Raw genomic sequence first — 17,129 nt, 5'->3', positions numbered from 1 at the left:
ACATCGGCGCGCAGTTTGCGCGCCCCGACACCACGTATCGACGCCGGTTACGCGGGCCGTCGTGCGGCCGGTTGCGATGCCGCGCCTGGCAGCGTGTCAGTCGAATGTGCGGCCGGCGCGGGAGCGTGTGCGCCCGACGCATGGCCGTGGCCGCGCGCGCAGAAGTGGCGTACGCGCTCGCGTACCGCACGTAGGCGGGCAATGCGATCCTCGGCATGGGCGCCCCGGGCGTCGGCGATACGGGCATCGAGGGCGTCGAGCTTGGCCTCGCAGCCGGTCCGGGCTGCGACGGCGGGCGCCGCGGCGGCCAGCAACGCAGCTGCGAGAAAGGGCGTAAGTCGTTGTTTCATCATGCTTGTTTGTTGTTTTTTCGGATGTGACCGGTCTGGCGCGGCAAGGTCACGTGCCGCGCGTCGATGGGTGCCTCACCGGGCGCTCGGTTCGCCTGGCTGGTTGGGGCACGACCGGATTTTGGCCCATTTCAGGCGCCGCCGGCACGGGGCGTGGATTCTCTTTGACCGTGCTCCGGTATTTCCTTTATAATTCAGGGCTTTTCCGCATTCATGCCCACGGAAAAAGAACAGGGAGAGCCTGCACCGCGCCTCGAAGCGCACACAGACAAGCAGGACGAACACATCGGGCAAAGCATTTTTTTTGGATCGATCATGAAGACGTTTTCCGCAAAAGCCCATGAGGTGACGCGCGAATGGTACGTGATTGACGCGACGGATAAGGTTCTCGGCCGTGTTGCCAGCGAAGTGGCACGCCGTCTGCGCGGCAAGCACAAGCCTGAGTTCACTCCGCACGTCGATACTGGTGATTTCATCATCATCGTCAATGCGAGCAAGTTGAAGGTCACGGGCAACAAGACTCTCGACAAGAAGTACTACCGTCACTCGGGCTACCCGGGCGGTATCTATGAAACGACGTTCGGCAAGATGCAAGAACGCTTCCCGGGCCGTGCGCTCGAGAAGGCGGTCAAGGGCATGCTGCCGAAGGGCCCGCTCGGCTACGCGATGATCAAGAAGCTGAAGGTCTACGCAGAAGCGACGCATCCGCATTCGGCTCAACAGCCGAAGGCGCTCGAGATCTAAGGGGAGCCCACATGATCGGTAACTGGAACTACGGTACGGGCCGCCGCAAGAGCGCAGTCGCACGTGTCTTCATCAAGGCTGGCAAGGGCGACATCATCGTCAACGGCAAGCCCATCGCTGACTACTTCTCGCGCGAAACGTCGCTGATGATCGTGCGTCAACCGCTGGAACTCACGAACCACGGCCAGACGTTCGACATCAAGGTGAACGTGAACGGCGGCGGTGAAACGGGTCAGGCAGGCGCAGTGCGCCACGGCATCACCCGCGCACTGATCGACTACGATGCGACGCTCAAGCCGTCGCTGTCGAGCGCAGGCTTCGTCACGCGCGATGCGCGTGAAGTCGAGCGTAAGAAGGTCGGTCTGCGCAAGGCACGCCGCGCAAAGCAGTTCTCGAAGCGTTAATTCCGCTTCATGGCCTCGCCGCCTTCGGGTGGCGTCCGCCGGAAAAACCGCCAGCTCTCATGCTGGCGGTTTTTTTATGCCCGCTTGTTTGCCCGCGCCCCGGCCGCCGCCGCGGCAGCCCGCGCGGGCACGTTTGATGAAATCGACAAGAACCTATTGATTTCATGGACTTCAGCACGATCTTCTGATCGGCCCTACAATAGCGGCTAAAGCTTTTTGGAGAGTTCGAATGAACGCTGTTACCGAATCCGCAGCAACGACGACCGATATGCCGCTGCCGTTCGTCTTCACCGACGCCGCGGCCGACAAGGTCAAGCAACTGATCGACGAAGAGGGCAACCCCGACCTGAAGCTGCGCGTGTTCGTGCAGGGTGGCGGCTGCTCGGGCTTCCAGTATGGCTTCACGTTCGACGAGGAAGTCAACGAGGACGACACCGTGATGAACAAGAACGGCGTCCAGCTCCTGATCGACTCGATGAGCTACCAGTACCTGGTCGGCGCCGAGATCGACTACAAGGACGACCTCAACGGCGCCCAGTTCGTGATCAAGAACCCGAACGCGACCACCACCTGCGGGTGCGGTTCGTCGTTCTCGGTCTGAGCACGCGACAGTTTCGCGCCGGTTCGCCGGAATGAAAAACGGGGCTTCATGCCCCGTTTTTTTATGCCCGTGTGCGATGCGGCGCCCGTCGTATGGCGGGCATCGCATCAGCGCGGATAGAGCGCGCCGAGCACGCGGTTGCCGGCGGCGCCGGTGACCGTCGCGAGATTGCCGGGCTGGCGCGCGGTGAAGCGGTAGGCGAGCCACGCGAACGCGAGCGCCTCGACCTGCTGCGGCGGCACGCCGAGCGCGGCCGTCGTATCGACGGTGGCCGGCACGCCGGCCTCGTGCAGCGCGTGCCGGAGCGCGTCGAGCAGCACCGGGTTGCGTGCGCCGCCGCCGCAGACGAAGACGGCCTTGCAGCCCGATGCGTGTTTGGCGATCTCGCGTGCGACCGACACGGCGGTCAGTGCGGTGAGGGTCGCCTGTACGTCCTCCGGCGCAACTTGGCCGAACGCAGCGAGCTTCGCGTCGAGCCATGCGGGATTGAACAGGTCGCGGCCGGTGCTTTTCGGCGGCGGCGCGGCGAAATACGGCTCGTCGAGCAGCACGTCGAGCAGCGGCGCGTGCACGGTGCCGCGCGCGGCGAACTTGCCGCCGTCGTCGTACGGCTTGCCCAGATGGCGGGTCGCCCATTCGTCGAGCAGCGCGTTCGCGGGGCCGCAGTCGAAGCCGCGCACGTCGCCGCCTTCGCCCGGCAGGATCGTGATGTTGCTGATCCCGCCGAGATTGCAGACGACGCGTGTTTCGCCCGGCGCACCGAACACCGTCGCATGGAACGCCGGCGCGAGCGGCGCGCCGTGGCCGCCGGCGGCGACATCGCGGCTGCGGAAATCGGCGATCACGTCGACCTGGGTCAGCTCGGCGAGCAGCGCCGGATTGTTGAGCTGGCGCGTGTAGCCACGCTCGGGGCGATGGCGCACCGTCTGGCCGTGCACGCCGATCGCGCGGATCTCGTCGCGCGACAGCCCGGCCGTGCGCTGCAATTCGTGGCAGCACACCGCATAGCGCGTGACGAGCGCGTTCGCCGCGAGCGATTCGCGGTCGATCTCGTCGTCACCGGGCTGTTGCAGCGCGAACAGCGCGTCGCGCAGCGATTGCGCAAAGCCGACGAACGCTTCCGCGAGCACGACCGGCGCGCGGCCGGTTTCGAAACGCACGGCGACGCCGTCGACGCCGTCCATGCTGGTTCCCGACATCAGCCCGAAATAGGTGCCGTCGGCCGGATGGGCGGGTTGCAGATGTCGTTGCGGCACGTTGGGTTCTCCTGGATCATGCGGCGCGGGCCGGTGCCGCGCGCCTTGCGCCCGATTATCCGCGCAACCTGACGCGTCGTTAAGCGATGCACGCGCAAGTTATGGGAAAATCCCTGTCTTTGCGACATTCTTCCCGGCACCGATGAGCACCGAACCCAGTTCCAAGCCTGTTTTCCCGATCACCGACGAAGTCCGGCATGCGCTCGCCGTCACGAAGCGCGGCGTCGACGAGCTGCTGATCGAGGAAGAGTTCGCGCAGAAGCTCGCGCGCAGCGCGGCCACGAACACGCCGCTTCGCATCAAGCTCGGCCTCGACCCGACCGCGCCCGACATCCACATCGGCCATACGGTCGTGCTGAACAAGATGCGTCAGCTGCAGGACCTCGGCCACACGGTGATCTTCCTGATCGGCGATTTCACGTCGCTGATCGGCGATCCGTCGGGCCGCAATGCGACGCGTCCGCCGCTCACGCGCGAACAGATCGAATCGAACGCGAAGACCTACTTCGAACAGGCCGCGCTCGTGCTCGACCGCGACAAGACCGAGATCCGCTACAACAGCGAATGGTCGATGCCGCTCGGCGCGGACGGGATGATCAAGCTCGCGTCGCGCTACACGGTCGCGCGGATCCTCGAACGCGAGGACTTCACGAAGCGCTTCCAGGGCGGCGTGCCGATCTCGATCCACGAATTCCTGTACCCGCTGATGCAGGGCTACGACTCGGTCGCGCTGAACGCCGATCTCGAGCTCGGCGGCACCGACCAGAAGTTCAACCTGCTGGTCGGCCGTGAACTGCAGAAGCAGTACGGCCAGGAACAGCAGTGCATCCTGACGATGCCGCTGCTCGAAGGCCTCGACGGCGTCGAGAAGATGTCGAAGTCGAAGGGCAACTACGTCGGCATCAGCGAGAAGCCGACCGACATGTTCGGCAAGCTGATGAGCATCTCGGACACGCTGATGTGGCGTTACTTCGAGCTATTGTCGTTCCGTAGCCTGGACGAGATCGCCGGCTTCAAGCGCGACGCCGAAGGCGGCCGCAACCCGCGCGACTTCAAGGTGCTGCTCGCGCAGGAAATCGTCGCGCGCTTCCATTCGCAGGCCGATGCCGAGCGTGCGCTGGAGGACTTCAACCACCGTGCGAAGGGTGGCGTGCCGGACGATATCCCGTCGATCACGCTCGCGGGCGCGCCGCTCGCGATCGGCCAGTTGCTGAAGCAGGCGGGCCTCGTGCCGTCGACGAGCGAAGCGCTGCGCAACATCGAGCAGGGCGGCGTGAAGATCGACGGTGCGACCGTGTCCGACAAGGGCCTGAAGGTCGAGGCCGGCGAATTCGTCGTGCAGGTCGGCAAGCGCCGCTTCGCGCGCGTCACGCTGACCGCATGATCGCGCTGATCCAGCGCGTGAGGCGTGCCGACGTGCGCGTCGGCGACCGCACGACGGGCGAGATCGGCGCGGGCCTCCTCGCGCTGGTCTGTGCGGAGCGCGGCGATACCGAGGCCGCGGCCGACAAGCTGCTCGCGAAGCTGCTCGGCTATCGCGTGTTCAGCGACGCGGCCGGCAAGATGAACCTGCCGGTGTCGAACATCGACGGTGCTGGCGGCGCCGGCGGCCTGCTGCTCGTGTCGCAGTTCACGCTGGCGGCCGATACCAACAGCGGGCTGCGCCCGAGCTTCACGCCGGCCGCGCCGCCCGATGAAGGTGCGCGCCTGTTCGACTATTTCGTCGCGGCCGCGCGCGAGCGCCATCCGGTCGTCGAGACGGGCGAGTTCGGCGCCGACATGCAGGTGTCGCTCGTCAACGACGGCCCCGTGACGTTCTGGCTGCAAGTGCGGCCCTGATTCATTCCCGGAGACGCGCCGCGATGGCCACCACGCAGATTCTCTTCATTCGCCATGGCGAGACGGCCTGGAACCGCATCAAGCGCATCCAGGGCCATATCGACATTCCGCTGGCCGACACGGGCCTCGCGCAGGCGCAGCGGCTGGCCGCGCGACTCGCGCGGGAAGCGCGCGACGGGCAGCGGCTCGACGCCGTCTATTCGAGCGACCTGATGCGCGCGCAGCAGACCGCGCAACCCTTTGCCGATGCGCTCGGGTTGCCGCTGCGGTTGCGCGAGGGGCTGCGCGAACGGGCGTACGGGGTGTTCCAGGGGCATGACAGCCCCGAAATCGAGACGCTGTTTCCGGACGCCTACGCCGCCTGGCAGACCCGCGACCCGGGCTTCTCACCCGACGGCGGCGAGTCGCAGCGCGAGTTCTATCACCGCGTGCTGCATGCGCTCGAGCCGATCGTCGCCGCGCATCCGGGCGGCCGGATCGCGTGTGTCGCGCACGGCGGCGTGCTCGACTGCGTGTACCGCTTTGCAAACGGTCTCGACCTGTCGGCACCGCGCAGCTATCAGTTGCTCAACACGAGCATCAACGTCGTCGATTACGTCGACGGCCACGCGCAGGTCGTGCAATGGGCCGACGTGTCGCATCTGGACGCCGCGAGTGACGACGACGGGTATCGCAAGGTACTCTGAGCCGATTGCACCGGCCCCGCCCGGCGTGACCGGCCGGGGCCGCCTTCTGCGTCAGGCTTGCTGCGGCAGTGCGTGGTGCGTCTTGTAGTCGAGCGCGTACGCGATCTTGCCCGGCTTGTCGGCCGTGATCGGCTGGCGCAGCTTGTCGAATTCCCCCTTGCTGTACTTCTTCCCGCCGTTGATCGCGTCCGCGCGGCCGAGATCGGCGCCGGTCTTGCCGTCGAGCACGGGGTCCGTGGTCGCGACCATGCGCGTCGACGCGTTCCACACCGCGTTCAGCAGCGTGCGGTCGCGGGCGTTCGCGTCGGTGGTCGTGCACGTGTAGCTGGCTGGCCCGCGCAGCGTCGATTGCGCTGTGTAGCTGCTCGATGCGACGCCGCCGAGGCCTTCGTCCGCGCAGAAGTCGTCGAACTTCTTGTCGGGCTGCAGTTCGTAGCGGCCGAGCTTGTAGTAGATCTGGTCGTAGCCGATCGCGCCTTGCGTCGGATGGAGATCGCCGAGCGTCACGTCGATCAGCTCGCCGGCACGGGCGGCTTTCCATTTGCCCGCTTGCGGCGCGACGGTCGCGGGCGGCGTGGGTGTCGCCGTGTTGCCGCCGGACGGCGTTTGCGCGTTCGAGCGTGCGACGGCGGTGACATTGCCGCCTCCGCATGCGGTCAGGGCTAAGACGGTGGTCAGGCTGGCGGCCAGGGCGAAACGGATCGGCAGGCGTGGCATCGCGGGCATCGGGTGTCGGTCGGGTGGGCGGGACACCGCGCGGGTCACGGACAGGCGGGACGAGCTGGACGTGCGAGCGTGCGCAGTTGCAAGCCAGTCAGCTTGTCACAAGTATTCGACGGCAAATTTAAATGATGTGAAGAGCAGGATCGTCAGGCGGGCGGGGTGCCGTCGGGCGGTGGCGCGGCTGCGCGGCGGCGTGCGCGTTTCGACGCGCCGTTGACGAGCGCCCAGCGCAGCACGGGGGCGACTGCCCGCACCCCGGGCCGGACCACCGCGCGTCGCAGCGGCGCGAACGTCGACACGCCGAGCATGCGCTGCGCCCAGGGCGGCAGCAGATCGATTCCCGCATGCATGATCAGCGACGCGGCTGGCCGCAGCACGGGCGTTGCAACCGGCACGTTCAGCAGGATGTCCATCACCTCGAATGTGTGCGGCCCGGCTTCGAGTTCGGGCTGCATGCGCGCGAGATAGGCTGCTACCTCGGCACGTGAGCGAGGCACCCCCCGGGCGCCGAGCAGTTCGGCGATCAATGCCGTTTCGGCGTAGTAGCCGTCTTGCTGCTCGCCCGACAGCGACGGATTCACATACCGCAAATGCGCGGCGAGGAAGCTCGATACTTCCGCGACATGCACCCAGGTCAGCAACGCCGGATCGTCGGCCCGGTACGGCCGGCCGTCGGGCGCGGTACCCGAGATGCGCGCATGGATCGTTTTCACGCGCTCGATCAGCGCGAGTGCGTCCGCGCGGCTGCCGAACGTCGTGCCCGTGATGAACGTGGCGGTGCGCCGCAAGCGGCCGAGGATGTCAGTCCGAAACGACGAGTGATCCCAGACGCCCGCGAGCGCGAGCGGATGGAGCGCCTGCAGCAGCAGCGCGGCGATGCCGCCCGTCATCATCGACGTGAAATCGGCATGCACGCGCCAGCAGATGGCGTCAGGGCCGAACAGCCCGGGGTCTCCAGGCGGCGACGAGAGATCGATCGACGGACCGCCACCGCCCGTCGTCAGGTGCGTGACGCCGGCCACGAGCCGCTTGCGGATCGGTTCGACCCAGCGCCGGCCCGGAGCGGGCGCGGCTGGGTGAGGGCTGGGCGGCGTGGTCATGGCTGGGCTGGCTCGGACGGCCGGTTACTTCCCGGCGGGCGTGTCCAACGTCCCGCGGTCGGCGTCGCCGGCATCGGGCGCGGAGAGCCCGAAGTGGCGATAGGTGAGCAGCGTCGCGATGCGCCCGCGCGGCGTGCGCTGCAGGAAGCCCTGCTGGATCAGGTACGGTTCGAGTACGTCCTCGATCGTGTCGCGCTCCTCGCCGATCGCCGCGGCGAGGTTGTCGATGCCGACCGGGCCGCCGTCGAACTTGTGCAGGATCGCCTCGAGCAGCTTGCGGTCCATCAGGTCGAAGCCGACCGGATCGACGTCGAGCATCGCGAGCGCGGCATCGGCGACGGCCGCGGTGATCTGGCCGTCGGCCTTCACTTCCGCATAGTCGCGCACGCGGCGCAGCAGCCGGTTTGCGATCCGCGGCGTGCCGCGCGAGCGCTTCGCGATTTCCAGCGCACCGTTCGGATCGATCTGCGCGTTCAGCAGCGACGCCGAGCGCCGCACGATGCGCGACAGCTGATCGGCGTTGTAGAACTCGAGGCGCGCGACGATCCCGAAACGGTCGCGCAGCGGGTTGGTCAGCATCCCCGCGCGGGTGGTCGCGCCGACCAGCGTGAACGGCTGCAGGTCGAGCTTCACGCTGCGCGCGGCCGGGCCTTCGCCGATCATGATGTCGATCTGGTAATCCTCGAGCGCCGGATACAGGATTTCCTCGACGACCGGCGACAACCGGTGGATCTCGTCGATGAACAGCACGTCGTTCGCTTCGAGGTTGGTCAGCAGCGCGGCGAGGTCGCCCGCGCGCTCGAGCACGGGGCCCGATGTCTGGCGCAGGTTCACGCCCATCTCGCGCGCGATGATGTGTGCGAGGGTGGTCTTGCCGAGGCCCGGCGGCCCGAACAGCAGCACGTGGTCGAGCGGCTCGGAGCGGCGCTTCGCGGCCTCGATGAAGATCTCGAGCTGGCCTCGCACCTTTTCCTGGCCGACGTAGTCGTCGAGCTGGCGCGGCCGCAGCGCGCGTTCGAACACCTCTTCGTGCGACGAGGCGGGCGTGGCGGCGATGATCCGCTCGGCGGCGAGTTTGTCGGTTTCAATCATGCGGCCATTGTACCGCGCACCGTCACGCGGCCGAACTGGCCGAACGGCCGACTGGCGCCCGCCGCATCGCGGCGCGACACTGGCTTCGACAGCCGGGTCGGGCGGCCGTTACACCTTCGACAATGCCTTGAGCGCGAGCTTGATGCCTTCGGACACGCCGGTGCCGGCCGGCACGTTCTTGATCGCGGCGAGGCCTTCCTTTTCGGAGTAGCCGAGCGCGAGCAACGCGTTGAGGATGTCGGTCGCGTGATCGGACGGCGACGCGGCGCCGGCGAGCGCGCCGAGGTCCGCGCCGAGCTTGCCCTTCAATTCGAGCAGCAGGCGCTCGGCGGTCTTCTTGCCGATACCGGGCAGGCGCGTGAGGCGCGCGGCGTCCTGCATCGTCACGGCCTGCGCGAGCTCCTGCACGCTCATGCCGGACAGCACGGCAAGCGCCATGCGCGCGCCGATGCCGGTGATCTTCAGCAGTTCGCGGAAGGTCGTGCGCTCCTGCGGCGTCAGGAAGCCGTACAGCAGGTGCGCGTCCTCGCGCACGATCTGCTGCGTGAGCAGCACGACGCGCTCGCCGGTTTGCGGCAGGTTGTAGAAGGTGCTCATCGGCACGTCGATTTCGTAGCCGACGCCGTTGCAGTCGACGAGCAGGTGAGGCGGGTTCTTTTCGAGCAGGATGCCGGCGATGCGACCGATCATGGATGGCGGGATGCGAGGAAGAAAGCGCGAGTGTAGCGCAGGTGCGGCGCGATGCCGATGGGTTGGCCGTCAGGTCAGGGCGATGCGCCGCGCGTGCGCGGCGTGGGCCGATCACGCGGGCAGGGCGGTTGCGGACGTCACGCGTGCGACGCGCGTGACCACGCGTCGCGCCGGGCGATTGCGTGCCGTCGTGTCAGCCGACGAGCCGCCCGCGCCGCACGCGCAGCCCTTTTTTCGCGAGCGCCGGTGCGAGGCCGCCGATCGTGCCGAGCGTATTGCCGCTGTGCGCGTGGCAGATCGCCATCCCGAGCGCGTCGGCCGCGTCGCTGCCGGGCTGGCCGGACAGGTTGAGCAGCCGCGTGACCATCTCCTGCATCTGCGACTTGGTCGCACGGCCGTAGCCGACGACGGCCTGCTTCAGTTGCAGCGCGGTGTATTCGGCGACCGGCAGGCCGCCGGAGACGAGCCCGCAGATCGCGGCGCCGCGCGCCTGGCCGAGCAGCAGCGTCGACTGCGGGTTCACGTTGACGAACACCTGTTCGATCGCGGCCTGGTCGGGCGCGTGTTCGCGCACGAGCGTCGATACGCCCTGGAAGATCGTGCCGAGCCGGGTGGCCAGGTCGGCCGTGGGCGTGCGGATCACGCCGCTCGCGACATAGGCGAGGCGGTGGCCGCTGACGTCGATGACGCCGAAGCCGGTGACGCGCAGGCCGGGGTCGATGCCGAGAATTCGCATGAGTGAGGAGAAAAACCTGATGCAGCGATACTACAACGAATGGTGTGCGGCGCCGGCCGCACGGTCGCGAGCGCCGGCGCCGCGCAATAAAAAACCCGGCGGGTGCGATGCCGCCGGGTTTGCGTGCAGCAGCCGCGCGGGCCGCGTGCGATCAGTGACGGAAGTGACGCACGCCCGTCAGGATCATCGCGATGCCGTGCTCGTCGGCTGCCGCGATCACTTCGTCATCGCGCATCGAGCCGCCCGGCTGGATCACGCAGGTCGCGCCTGCCGCCACGACGACGTCGAGACCATCGCGGAACGGGAAGAACGCATCCGACGCGACGGCCGAGCCGGCCAGCGTGAGGCCCGCGTTCTGTGCCTTGATGCTCGCGATGCGTGCCGAATCGACGCGGCTCATCTGGCCTGCGCCGACGCCGAGCGTCATGCCGTTGCCGCAGAACACGATCGCGTTCGACTTCACGTACTTCGCGACGCGCCATGCGAACAGCAGGTCGTCCATTTCCTTCGCAGTCGGCTGGCGCTTCGTGACGACGCGCAACTCGCTCGGCTGCACGTTCTTCGAATCGAGCGACTGCACCAGCAGGCCGCCGCCCACGCGCTTCAGGTCGAAGGCGTTATGGCCGTCGCCCAGCGCGATCTCGAGCAGGCGCACGTTCTGCTTCGCGGCGAACACTTGCTTCGCGGCGTCCGAGAACGACGGCGCGATCAGCACTTCGACGAACTGCTTCGCCACCGCTTGCGCGGCCGTCTCGTCGACTTCGCGGTTGAACGCGATGATGCCGCCGAATGCCGACGTCGGGTCGGTCTGGAATGCCTTCGCGTACGCGTCGGCCGAGTCGTTGCCGACCGCGACGCCGCACGGGTTCGCATGCTTGATGATCACGCAGGCCGGCGCGTCGAACGTCTTCACGCATTCCCACGCCGCATCCGAATCGGCGATGTTGTTGTACGACAGTTCCTTGCCCTGCAGCTGGCGGTAGTTCGCCAGCGCGCCGGCCGGCGTCGCGAGGTCGCGGTAGAACGCCGCGCTCTGGTGCGGGTTCTCGCCGTAGCGCAGGTCCTGCACCTTGTCGAACGCCATGTTCAGCGTGGCCGGGTAAGCGCTGCGCGATGCGTGCTGCAGCTCGTCGGTCAGGCTCGTCAGGTAGTTCGTGATCGCGCCGTCGTATTGCGCGGTGTGCGCGAACACCTTCGTCGCGAGGCGGAAGTTGGTCGCGTAGCCGATCGCGTTGCCGTTCGCCTTCATTTCGTCGAGCACGACCGCGTAGTCGGCCGGATCGACGACGACCGTCACGTCGCGGTGGTTCTTCGCGGCCGAGCGCAGCATCGTCGGGCCGCCGATGTCGATGTTCTCGATCGCGTCGGCGAGCGTGCAGTCGTCCTTCGCGATCGTCGCGACGAACGGATACAGGTTCACGACCAGCAGGTCGATCGTCGGGATGCCGTGCTGCTCCAGCGCCTGCATGTGCTCGGGCAGGTCGCGGCGGGCGAGGATGCCGCCGTGCACTTTCGGGTGCAGCGTCTTCACGCGCCCATCGAGCATTTCCGGGAAGCCCGTGTAGTCGGCCACTTCGGTCACGGGCAGGCCCGCGTCGGCGAGGAGTTTCGCGGTGCCGCCGGTCGACAGCAGCTTGACGCCGAGGTCGGAAAGCGACTTCGCGAAGTCGACGATGCCGGTCTTGTCGGAAACGGAAATGAGCGCTTGCTTGATCATGATGGAACCACCAATAGCCAGGGAAACGGGGACGGGACGGCTGCCTACAGCAGGCCGTGCTGCTGCAGCTTCTTGCGCAGCGTATTGCGATTGATGCCGAGGTACTCCGCGGCGAGCGACTGGTTGCCGCCGGCCTGTACGAGCACGACCTCGAGCATCGGCTTTTCGACGCAGGACATCACCATTTCGTAGACGTCGTGCGGATTGGAGCCGTCTAGATCCCGGAAATACACGTCCAGGCTCTCGCGGACACATTGTTCGATGTTGTGCTTGCTCATGCTGCTAACTGGTTATGGTCGTCCGACTCGCCCTGGCCGTTTTCCTCTTCGTCATCGACGTAGACGAGGTGGTCCGACAGCGCCTTTTGCGCCTCGAAGAAAGCATTGACGGCGGCGAGCTGCTCGCGGGTGGAATCGAGCGTGTTCATCCTGTGCCGGAACCCGTTGGCGCCGGAAAGGCCGCGAGTGTACCAGCCGATGTGCTTGCGCGCAGTACGGACGCCCGTGAATTCACCGTAGAACGCGTAGTGGTCTTCCAGGTGTTCGTTCATCACGTGCTGGATCTCGTCGATCCGCGGCGGGGGCAGCAGTTCGCCGGTTTGCAGGAAATGATCGATTTCACGGAACAGCCACGGTCGACCTTGCGCGGCGCGACCGATCATCAGTGCATCGGCGCCGGTCGCGTCGAGCACGGCCTTCGCTTTCGCCGGCGACGTGATGTCGCCGTTCGCGACCACCGGGATGCGCACGGCCGCCTTCACGGCCGCGATCGTGTCGTACTCGGCGTCGCCGCGGTACAGGTCGGCGCGCGTGCGGCCGTGCACGGTCAGCATCGAGATGCCGGCCGCTTCGGCGAGGCGCGCGACCGTGATCGCATTCTTGTGCTCGCGATCCCAGCCGGTGCGGATCTTCAGCGTGACGGGCACGGCATCCGGCCCCGTGCCGACCGCGGCGACGACGGCCTCGACGATCCGCTGCACGAGCGGCTCGTTCTGCAGCAGCGCGGAGCCGGCCGCGACGTTGCAGACCTTCTTCGCCGGGCAGCCCATGTTGATGTCGATGATCTGCGCGCCGTTGTCGACGTTGTAGCGGGCCGCTTCGGCCATCATCGCCGGATCGGCGCCGGCGATCTGCACCGCGATCGGCTCGACTTCGCCCTCGTGGTTCGCCCGCCGCATCGTCTTCGCGCTTTTCCACAGCTGCGCATTGGACGCGACCATCTCGGACACGGCGTACCCGGCCCCCAGCCGCTTGCACAGCTGGCGGAACGGACGATCCGTCACCCCGGCCATCGGGGCGACGAACAGGTTGTTACGCAAAACGTGAGGGCCGATAACGGGCATCGCAATGGCACCGCCCGCGGGCACAGGGCGTCGCGGGCAAGAAAGGGCAGAGGGAAAACGGGTATTTTACCGTATTCCCATGCCCCGCCGATTTGACCCGGTTTGGGGGATGCGGCTGGGCGCAACGCGCGGTGCGCCGCGCGTCAGTTGCGCTGGCCGAACATCATCTGGCGCGCGATCGCCTTCTTGAGCGGCGGCACGAATTCGAGCGCGGTGAGCGCCGCGCCGCGCAGCAGCGGCAGCGGCCCGGCGTCGAGCGTGAACAGGCGCGCGAGCGTGTCGGTCGCGCCGATCGTGAAGCGCCGGTCGAGCGCGCGCCGCGAATTGAAGGTCGCGAGCGCGGTCGCTTCGAAGCCTTGCGTGGATAGCGCATCGACGAGCGTATGCGCGTCGCGCAGCCCGAGGTTGAGCCCCTGGCCGGCGACCGGATGCAGCGTTTGTGCGGCGTTGCCGACGATCGCGAGGCGTCCGCTGACGAGTGTTTGCGCCGCGGTCAGCCCGAGCGGGAACGACGCGCGCCCCGCGATCGCGACGAAATGCCCCATCCGCTCGCCGAACGCCTGGCCGAGTTCGCGCAGGAACGCGTCGTCGGGAAGGGCGGCGCGGCGGGCCGCCTCGTCGGGCGTGCAGCACCACACGAGCGAATACTCGGCCTGGCGCGGGCCACCGAGCGGCAGCAGTGCGAGCGGGCCTTCGTGCGTGAAGCGCTCCCAGGCGACGTTCGGGCGCGGTGCCGAGACGGTGACCGTGCCGACGATCGCGGTCTGGCCATAGTCGCGGCGATGCTTGCCGGCGTCGGCCTGCTGTTCGTGGAACAGCCCGCCTTCGGCGTTGATGACGATGCGCGCGCGCAGCGTGCGCTCGCCTTGCGGGCCGTCGAGCGTCAGCGTGACGCCGTCGGCGTCCTGTTGCGGCGTGCGTGCGGTGGTCGAGGTGAGCCAGTCGACGCGCGTGCCGCGCACGGCCTGCGCGAGCGCCTGCACGATCGAGCCGTAGCGCACGACGTAGCCGAGCGCGGCGAGGTCGTGCTCGTCGCGGTCGATCAGCGTGCGGCCGAAATGGCCGCGCTGCGATACGTGGATGTGTTCGATCGGCGTCGCGTCGGCCGGCCATCCGAGCGTGTCGAGCAGCACGCGGCTGCCGTGCGACACGGCGATCGCGCGCGGGTCGTTCGCGCTCGCGGCCGGCTCGCGCGCGTCGATCAGCGCGATTGACGCGTGCTGCGTTGCGCTGCGTCGGGCGAGCCAGCCGGCGAGCGCGAGCCCGACGGGGCCCGCGCCGACGATGGCGAGGTCGTAGTCCGGCGTGGCCGGGGAGGAAGCGGTCGTCATCAGTGTTCGTGAAACGGGGTAACGGTCAACTGCGGGTCAACTGCGGGGCAACGGCAGATCAACGGCAGATCAACGGCAGATCAACGGCAGATCAACGGCAGATCAACAGCAGATCAACAGCAGATCAACAGCATATCAACAGCAGATCAACAGCAGATCAACAGCAGATCAACAGCAGATCAATAGCAGATCAACAGCAGATCAACAGCAGATCACCACCGGGCCAACGTCGGCCCGGCATCGGCGCGATGGCAACCTGCGGCACGCTCACGCGCCGTGCGCCGCGCCCGCACGCATCAGCGCCTCGATCTCGTCGGCCGCCACCGGCACATCGCGCGTGATCAGTTCGCAACCGTGCTCGCGCACGATCGCGTCGTCCTCGATGCGGATGCCGATGTTCCAGTATTCGGACGGCACGTCGTCGGCGGCCCGCACGTACAGGCCCGGCTCGACGGTGAGCGTCATGCCGGGTTTCAGCGTGCGCCACGGCAGCGCGCCGTTGGCGTCGCGCGCGGCGAGCCGCTCGCGGTAGTCGCCGCAATCGTGCACGTCCATGCCGATCCAGTGGCCGGTGCGGTGCATGTAGAAGCGTGCGTATGCGCGCTCGGCGATTACGTCGTCGACGCTCGAGAAGCGCGTCTTCGGGATGATGCCCGTATCGAGCAGCCCTTGCGCCAGCACCCGCACGGCCGCGTCGTGCGGCGCCTCGAACGGCACGCCCGCGCGCGTCGCGTCGATCGCGGCCTGCTGCGCGGCGAGCACGATGTCGTACAGCGTGCGTTGCGCGGGCGAGAAGCGCCCGTTGGCCGGGAACGTGCGCGTGATGTCCGACGCGTAGCCGTCGAGTTCGCACGCGGCATCGATCAGGATCAGGTCGCCGTCCCGCGCGGCCGCGTTGCCGGCCGGGTAGTGCAGCACGCACGCGTTCGCGCCGGCCGCGACGATCGAGCCGTACGCGGGCGCCTGCGCGCCGTGCTTGCGGAATGTGTACAGCAGCTCGGCCTCGAGTTCGTATTCGCGGATTCCCGGGCGGCACACCTGCATCGCGCGGCGGTGCGCGAGCGCGGAGATGTGCGCGGCGCGCATCATGATCGCGAGTTCGTGCTCATCCTTCACGAGCCGCATGTCGTCGACGAGCGGCGTGAGGTCGAGCAGCGCGTCCGGCGCGGCGACGCCCGTGCGCGCCTGCGCGCGGACCGCGTCGATCCAGCCGGCCAGCTGGCGGTCGAAATCGGCCGATGCGCCGAACCGGTAGTGCACGGTGCCGGCGTCGGCGAGCAGGCGCGGCATTTCGGTGTCGATCACGTCGACCGCGTAGGCCGCGTCGAAGCCGAACGCATCGCGCGCGGCCTCGGGCCCGTAATGGAAGCCTTCCCAGATTTCGAGGTCGGGATTCTTCGCGCGGCAGAACAGGATCGATTCCGGCGCGCCATGCGACGTGGCCGCGTTCAGCACGAGCACGGCATCCGGCTCGGTGAAGCCCGTCAGGTAATGGAAGTAGCTGTCATGCCGGTACGGATAGGCCGTATCGCGGTTGCGCAGCATTTCCGGCGCGGTGGGGACGATGGCGACGCCGCCGCCGGCGGCGCGCAGTGCGGCAAGCACGCGTTCGCGGCGCTGGCGGTAGACGTCGACGGCGATGGCGGTATCGATGGGCGCATTCATCGTGCGATTGTAGCGCCGCCGGACGCGGCGTGTGAGAGGGGGGGCTGCAAGCCGCGCGGGACGGGGCTCGGCGACGGCTGTTGCAAACCATCCACAGGCCGGACGGCCGATTTTCTACCCGACCACGCCGGCCGGTTATGATCGGCGACAACGTATACTCTCGGCGGTTCCCTTAAAAAGGCAGATGATGAAATTAATCGGTTCGCTCAGCAGCCCGTACGTCCGAAAGGCGCGGATCGTGCTCGCTGAAAAGAAGATCGACTACAAGCTGGAGCTCGAGAACGTCTGGGCGCCGGAGACGGATATTCATGCGTCGAATCCGCTCGGCAAGGTCCCGTGTCTCGTGATGGAAGATGGTGCCGCGGTGTTCGATTCCCGCGTGATCTGCGAATACGTCGATACGCTGTCGCCGGTTGGCAAACTGATTCCGCCGTCGGGGCGCGAGCGCGTCGAGGTGCGTTGCTGGGAAGCGCTGGGTGACGGCGTGCTGGACGCGGCCGTCGCGATCCGTCTCGAGCATACGCTTCGCGAAGAGGCGCAGCGCAGCGCGAGCTGGATCGCGCGCCAGCAGCGCAAGATCGACGATGGCCTCGTGGCGATGTCGCAGGGTCTCGGCGGCAAGACGTGGTGTGTCGGTAATCATTACTCGCTGGCCGACATCGCACTCGGCTGTGCGCTCGGCTACCTCGATTTCCGGATGCCCGAACTCAACTGGCGCGACCGTCATCCGAACCTCGACAAGTATTTCGCGAAGCTGTCGCAGCGGCAGACGTTCGCCGACACGCTGCCGCAAGCCTGACCCGCCGCCGGCTGCGTATCGAGCAGACAAAAGAAAAGCGCCCCGCGGGGCGCT

General features: G+C 67.4%; 19 protein-coding genes. 7 read left to right on the top strand and 12 right to left on the bottom strand.

All coding sequences use genetic code 11. The features are described from left to right. Positions 1–47: 47 nt before the first annotated feature. Entirely contained in the window at positions 48–353 is a 306-nt protein-coding gene (locus GEM_RS29995) for a DUF1090 family protein (RefSeq protein WP_080599403.1), read from the bottom strand. A 312-nt stretch (positions 354–665) separates the two neighbouring features. Between GEM_RS29995 and rplM the strand changes: the two genes are divergently transcribed. The 3 genes from rplM (at position 666) to erpA (ending at position 2,099) form a co-directional block, all read left to right on the top strand. Beyond that, complete coding sequence (rplM, locus tag GEM_RS14140) at positions 666–1,094, top strand: 50S ribosomal protein L13 (RefSeq protein ID WP_041490553.1); 429 nt, start codon at positions 666–668, stop codon at positions 1,092–1,094. An 11-nt stretch (positions 1,095–1,105) separates the two neighbouring features. Continuing rightward, positions 1,106–1,498, top strand: coding sequence for a 30S ribosomal protein S9 (gene rpsI, locus GEM_RS14135; RefSeq protein WP_006476904.1), 393 nt, complete (start codon positions 1,106–1,108; stop codon positions 1,496–1,498). Between the two features lie 229 nt (positions 1,499–1,727). Further along, a complete protein-coding gene (gene erpA, locus GEM_RS14130; RefSeq protein WP_006759918.1) occupies positions 1,728–2,099 on the top strand; it encodes an iron-sulfur cluster insertion protein ErpA in 372 nt (123 codons plus the stop codon). A 107-nt stretch (positions 2,100–2,206) separates the two neighbouring features. Here the strand turns inward: erpA and GEM_RS14125 are convergent, their stop codons facing one another. Continuing rightward, complete coding sequence (locus GEM_RS14125) at positions 2,207–3,355, bottom strand: anhydro-N-acetylmuramic acid kinase (protein ID WP_014898071.1); 1,149 nt, start codon at positions 3,353–3,355, stop codon at positions 2,207–2,209. Between the two features lie 142 nt (positions 3,356–3,497). On the opposite strand from GEM_RS14125, the gene tyrS reads away from it, so the two are divergent. The 3 genes from tyrS to GEM_RS14110 are packed head-to-tail and all read left to right on the top strand — an operon-like array spanning position 3,498 to position 5,880. Beyond that, the gene (tyrS, locus tag GEM_RS14120) at positions 3,498–4,739 is read left to right on the top strand and encodes a tyrosine--tRNA ligase (RefSeq protein WP_014898070.1); all 1,242 of its coding nucleotides are present in this window, start codon (positions 3,498–3,500) and stop codon (positions 4,737–4,739) included. Continuing rightward, entirely contained in the window at positions 4,736–5,194 is a 459-nt protein-coding gene (gene dtd / locus GEM_RS14115) for a D-aminoacyl-tRNA deacylase (RefSeq protein ID WP_014898069.1), read from the top strand. The genes tyrS and dtd overlap by 4 nt, the downstream gene beginning before the upstream one ends. A gap of 23 nt (positions 5,195–5,217) precedes the next feature. Further along, a complete protein-coding gene (locus GEM_RS14110; protein WP_014898068.1) occupies positions 5,218–5,880 on the top strand; it encodes a histidine phosphatase family protein in 663 nt (220 codons plus the stop codon). A gap of 51 nt (positions 5,881–5,931) precedes the next feature. Here GEM_RS14110 and GEM_RS14105 read toward each other — a convergent pair whose 3' ends face one another. The 10 genes from GEM_RS14105 to GEM_RS14060 form a co-directional block, all read right to left on the bottom strand. Beyond that, positions 5,932–6,597 (bottom strand): ParB-like protein, encoded by a 666-nt coding sequence (locus tag GEM_RS14105; RefSeq protein WP_187293233.1) that lies wholly within the window; start codon positions 6,595–6,597, stop codon positions 5,932–5,934. A 152-nt stretch (positions 6,598–6,749) separates the two neighbouring features. Then, entirely contained in the window at positions 6,750–7,703 is a 954-nt protein-coding gene (locus GEM_RS14100) for an oxygenase MpaB family protein (protein WP_014898066.1), read from the bottom strand. 24 nt (positions 7,704–7,727) lie between these two features. After that, on the bottom strand, positions 7,728–8,795 hold the full coding sequence (gene ruvB, locus GEM_RS14095) for a Holliday junction branch migration DNA helicase RuvB (RefSeq protein WP_014898065.1): 1,068 nt from the start codon (positions 8,793–8,795) through the stop codon (positions 7,728–7,730). A gap of 108 nt (positions 8,796–8,903) precedes the next feature. Next, positions 8,904–9,485: a Holliday junction branch migration protein RuvA gene (ruvA, locus tag GEM_RS14090; protein ID WP_014898064.1), complete on the bottom strand. Its 582-nt coding sequence runs from the start codon at positions 9,483–9,485 to the stop codon at positions 8,904–8,906. Between the two features lie 193 nt (positions 9,486–9,678). Further along, positions 9,679–10,221, bottom strand: coding sequence for a crossover junction endodeoxyribonuclease RuvC (gene ruvC, locus GEM_RS14085; RefSeq protein ID WP_014898063.1), 543 nt, complete (start codon positions 10,219–10,221; stop codon positions 9,679–9,681). A 151-nt stretch (positions 10,222–10,372) separates the two neighbouring features. Continuing rightward, positions 10,373–11,938 carry a bifunctional phosphoribosylaminoimidazolecarboxamide formyltransferase/IMP cyclohydrolase gene (purH, locus tag GEM_RS14080; protein ID WP_014898062.1) on the bottom strand — a complete coding sequence of 522 codons (1,566 nt, stop codon included), beginning with the start codon at positions 11,936–11,938 and terminating at the stop codon, positions 10,373–10,375. A 44-nt stretch (positions 11,939–11,982) separates the two neighbouring features. Next, the gene (locus tag GEM_RS14075; protein ID WP_006476892.1) at positions 11,983–12,216 is read right to left on the bottom strand and encodes a Fis family transcriptional regulator; all 234 of its coding nucleotides are present in this window, start codon (positions 12,214–12,216) and stop codon (positions 11,983–11,985) included. Then, entirely contained in the window at positions 12,213–13,280 is a 1,068-nt protein-coding gene (gene dusB / locus GEM_RS14070; protein WP_006497523.1) for a tRNA dihydrouridine synthase DusB, read from the bottom strand. Before dusB ends, GEM_RS14075 begins: the two co-directional genes overlap by 4 nt. A 143-nt stretch (positions 13,281–13,423) precedes the next feature. Next, positions 13,424–14,611: a UbiH/UbiF/VisC/COQ6 family ubiquinone biosynthesis hydroxylase gene (locus GEM_RS14065; RefSeq protein WP_014898061.1), complete on the bottom strand. Its 1,188-nt coding sequence runs from the start codon at positions 14,609–14,611 to the stop codon at positions 13,424–13,426. A 267-nt stretch (positions 14,612–14,878) separates the two neighbouring features. Continuing rightward, on the bottom strand, positions 14,879–16,276 hold the full coding sequence (locus GEM_RS14060) for an aminopeptidase P N-terminal domain-containing protein (protein WP_014898060.1): 1,398 nt from the start codon (positions 16,274–16,276) through the stop codon (positions 14,879–14,881). A 184-nt stretch (positions 16,277–16,460) separates the two neighbouring features. Here GEM_RS14060 and GEM_RS14055 point away from each other — a divergent pair, with 184 nt between their 5' ends. Continuing rightward, entirely contained in the window at positions 16,461–17,075 is a 615-nt protein-coding gene (locus GEM_RS14055) for a glutathione S-transferase family protein (RefSeq protein ID WP_039323224.1), read from the top strand. The last annotated feature ends 54 nt before the right edge of the window (positions 17,076–17,129 follow it).

Source organism: Burkholderia cepacia GG4 (assembly GCF_000292915.1).
Classification (GTDB): domain Bacteria; phylum Pseudomonadota; class Gammaproteobacteria; order Burkholderiales; family Burkholderiaceae; genus Burkholderia; species Burkholderia cepacia_D.
Note: the sequence above shows the minus strand (reverse complement) of the source record. Positions and strands in the feature narration are given on the sequence as shown.

What these genes read in the sequence shown, in the direction of transcription:
- dtd (WP_014898069.1), top strand. Translation starts at nt 4,736, where the DNA reads ATGATCGCGCTGATCCAGCGCGTGAGGCGTGCCGACGTGCGCGTCGGC.
- rpsI (WP_006476904.1), top strand. Translation starts at nt 1,106, where the DNA reads ATGATCGGTAACTGGAACTACGGTACGGGCCGCCGCAAGAGCGCAGTC.
- GEM_RS14055 (WP_039323224.1), top strand. Translation starts at nt 16,461, where the DNA reads ATGATGAAATTAATCGGTTCGCTCAGCAGCCCGTACGTCCGAAAGGCG.
- ruvC (WP_014898063.1), bottom strand. Translation starts at nt 10,221, where the DNA reads ATGCGAATTCTCGGCATCGACCCCGGCCTGCGCGTCACCGGCTTCGGC.
- rplM (WP_041490553.1), top strand. Translation starts at nt 666, where the DNA reads ATGAAGACGTTTTCCGCAAAAGCCCATGAGGTGACGCGCGAATGGTAC.
- GEM_RS14065 (WP_014898061.1), bottom strand. Translation starts at nt 14,611, where the DNA reads ATGACGACCGCTTCCTCCCCGGCCACGCCGGACTACGACCTCGCCATC.
- ruvB (WP_014898065.1), bottom strand. Translation starts at nt 8,795, where the DNA reads ATGATTGAAACCGACAAACTCGCCGCCGAGCGGATCATCGCCGCCACG.
- dusB (WP_006497523.1), bottom strand. Translation starts at nt 13,280, where the DNA reads ATGCCCGTTATCGGCCCTCACGTTTTGCGTAACAACCTGTTCGTCGCC.
- ruvA (WP_014898064.1), bottom strand. Translation starts at nt 9,485, where the DNA reads ATGATCGGTCGCATCGCCGGCATCCTGCTCGAAAAGAACCCGCCTCAC.
- GEM_RS29995 (WP_080599403.1), bottom strand. Translation starts at nt 353, where the DNA reads ATGATGAAACAACGACTTACGCCCTTTCTCGCAGCTGCGTTGCTGGCC.
- GEM_RS14075 (WP_006476892.1), bottom strand. Translation starts at nt 12,216, where the DNA reads ATGAGCAAGCACAACATCGAACAATGTGTCCGCGAGAGCCTGGACGTG.
- GEM_RS14105 (WP_187293233.1), bottom strand. Translation starts at nt 6,597, where the DNA reads ATGCCACGCCTGCCGATCCGTTTCGCCCTGGCCGCCAGCCTGACCACC.
- GEM_RS14100 (WP_014898066.1), bottom strand. Translation starts at nt 7,703, where the DNA reads ATGACCACGCCGCCCAGCCCTCACCCAGCCGCGCCCGCTCCGGGCCGG.
- tyrS (WP_014898070.1), top strand. Translation starts at nt 3,498, where the DNA reads ATGAGCACCGAACCCAGTTCCAAGCCTGTTTTCCCGATCACCGACGAA.
- purH (WP_014898062.1), bottom strand. Translation starts at nt 11,938, where the DNA reads ATGATCAAGCAAGCGCTCATTTCCGTTTCCGACAAGACCGGCATCGTC.
- GEM_RS14060 (WP_014898060.1), bottom strand. Translation starts at nt 16,276, where the DNA reads ATGAATGCGCCCATCGATACCGCCATCGCCGTCGACGTCTACCGCCAG.
- GEM_RS14110 (WP_014898068.1), top strand. Translation starts at nt 5,218, where the DNA reads ATGGCCACCACGCAGATTCTCTTCATTCGCCATGGCGAGACGGCCTGG.
- erpA (WP_006759918.1), top strand. Translation starts at nt 1,728, where the DNA reads ATGAACGCTGTTACCGAATCCGCAGCAACGACGACCGATATGCCGCTG.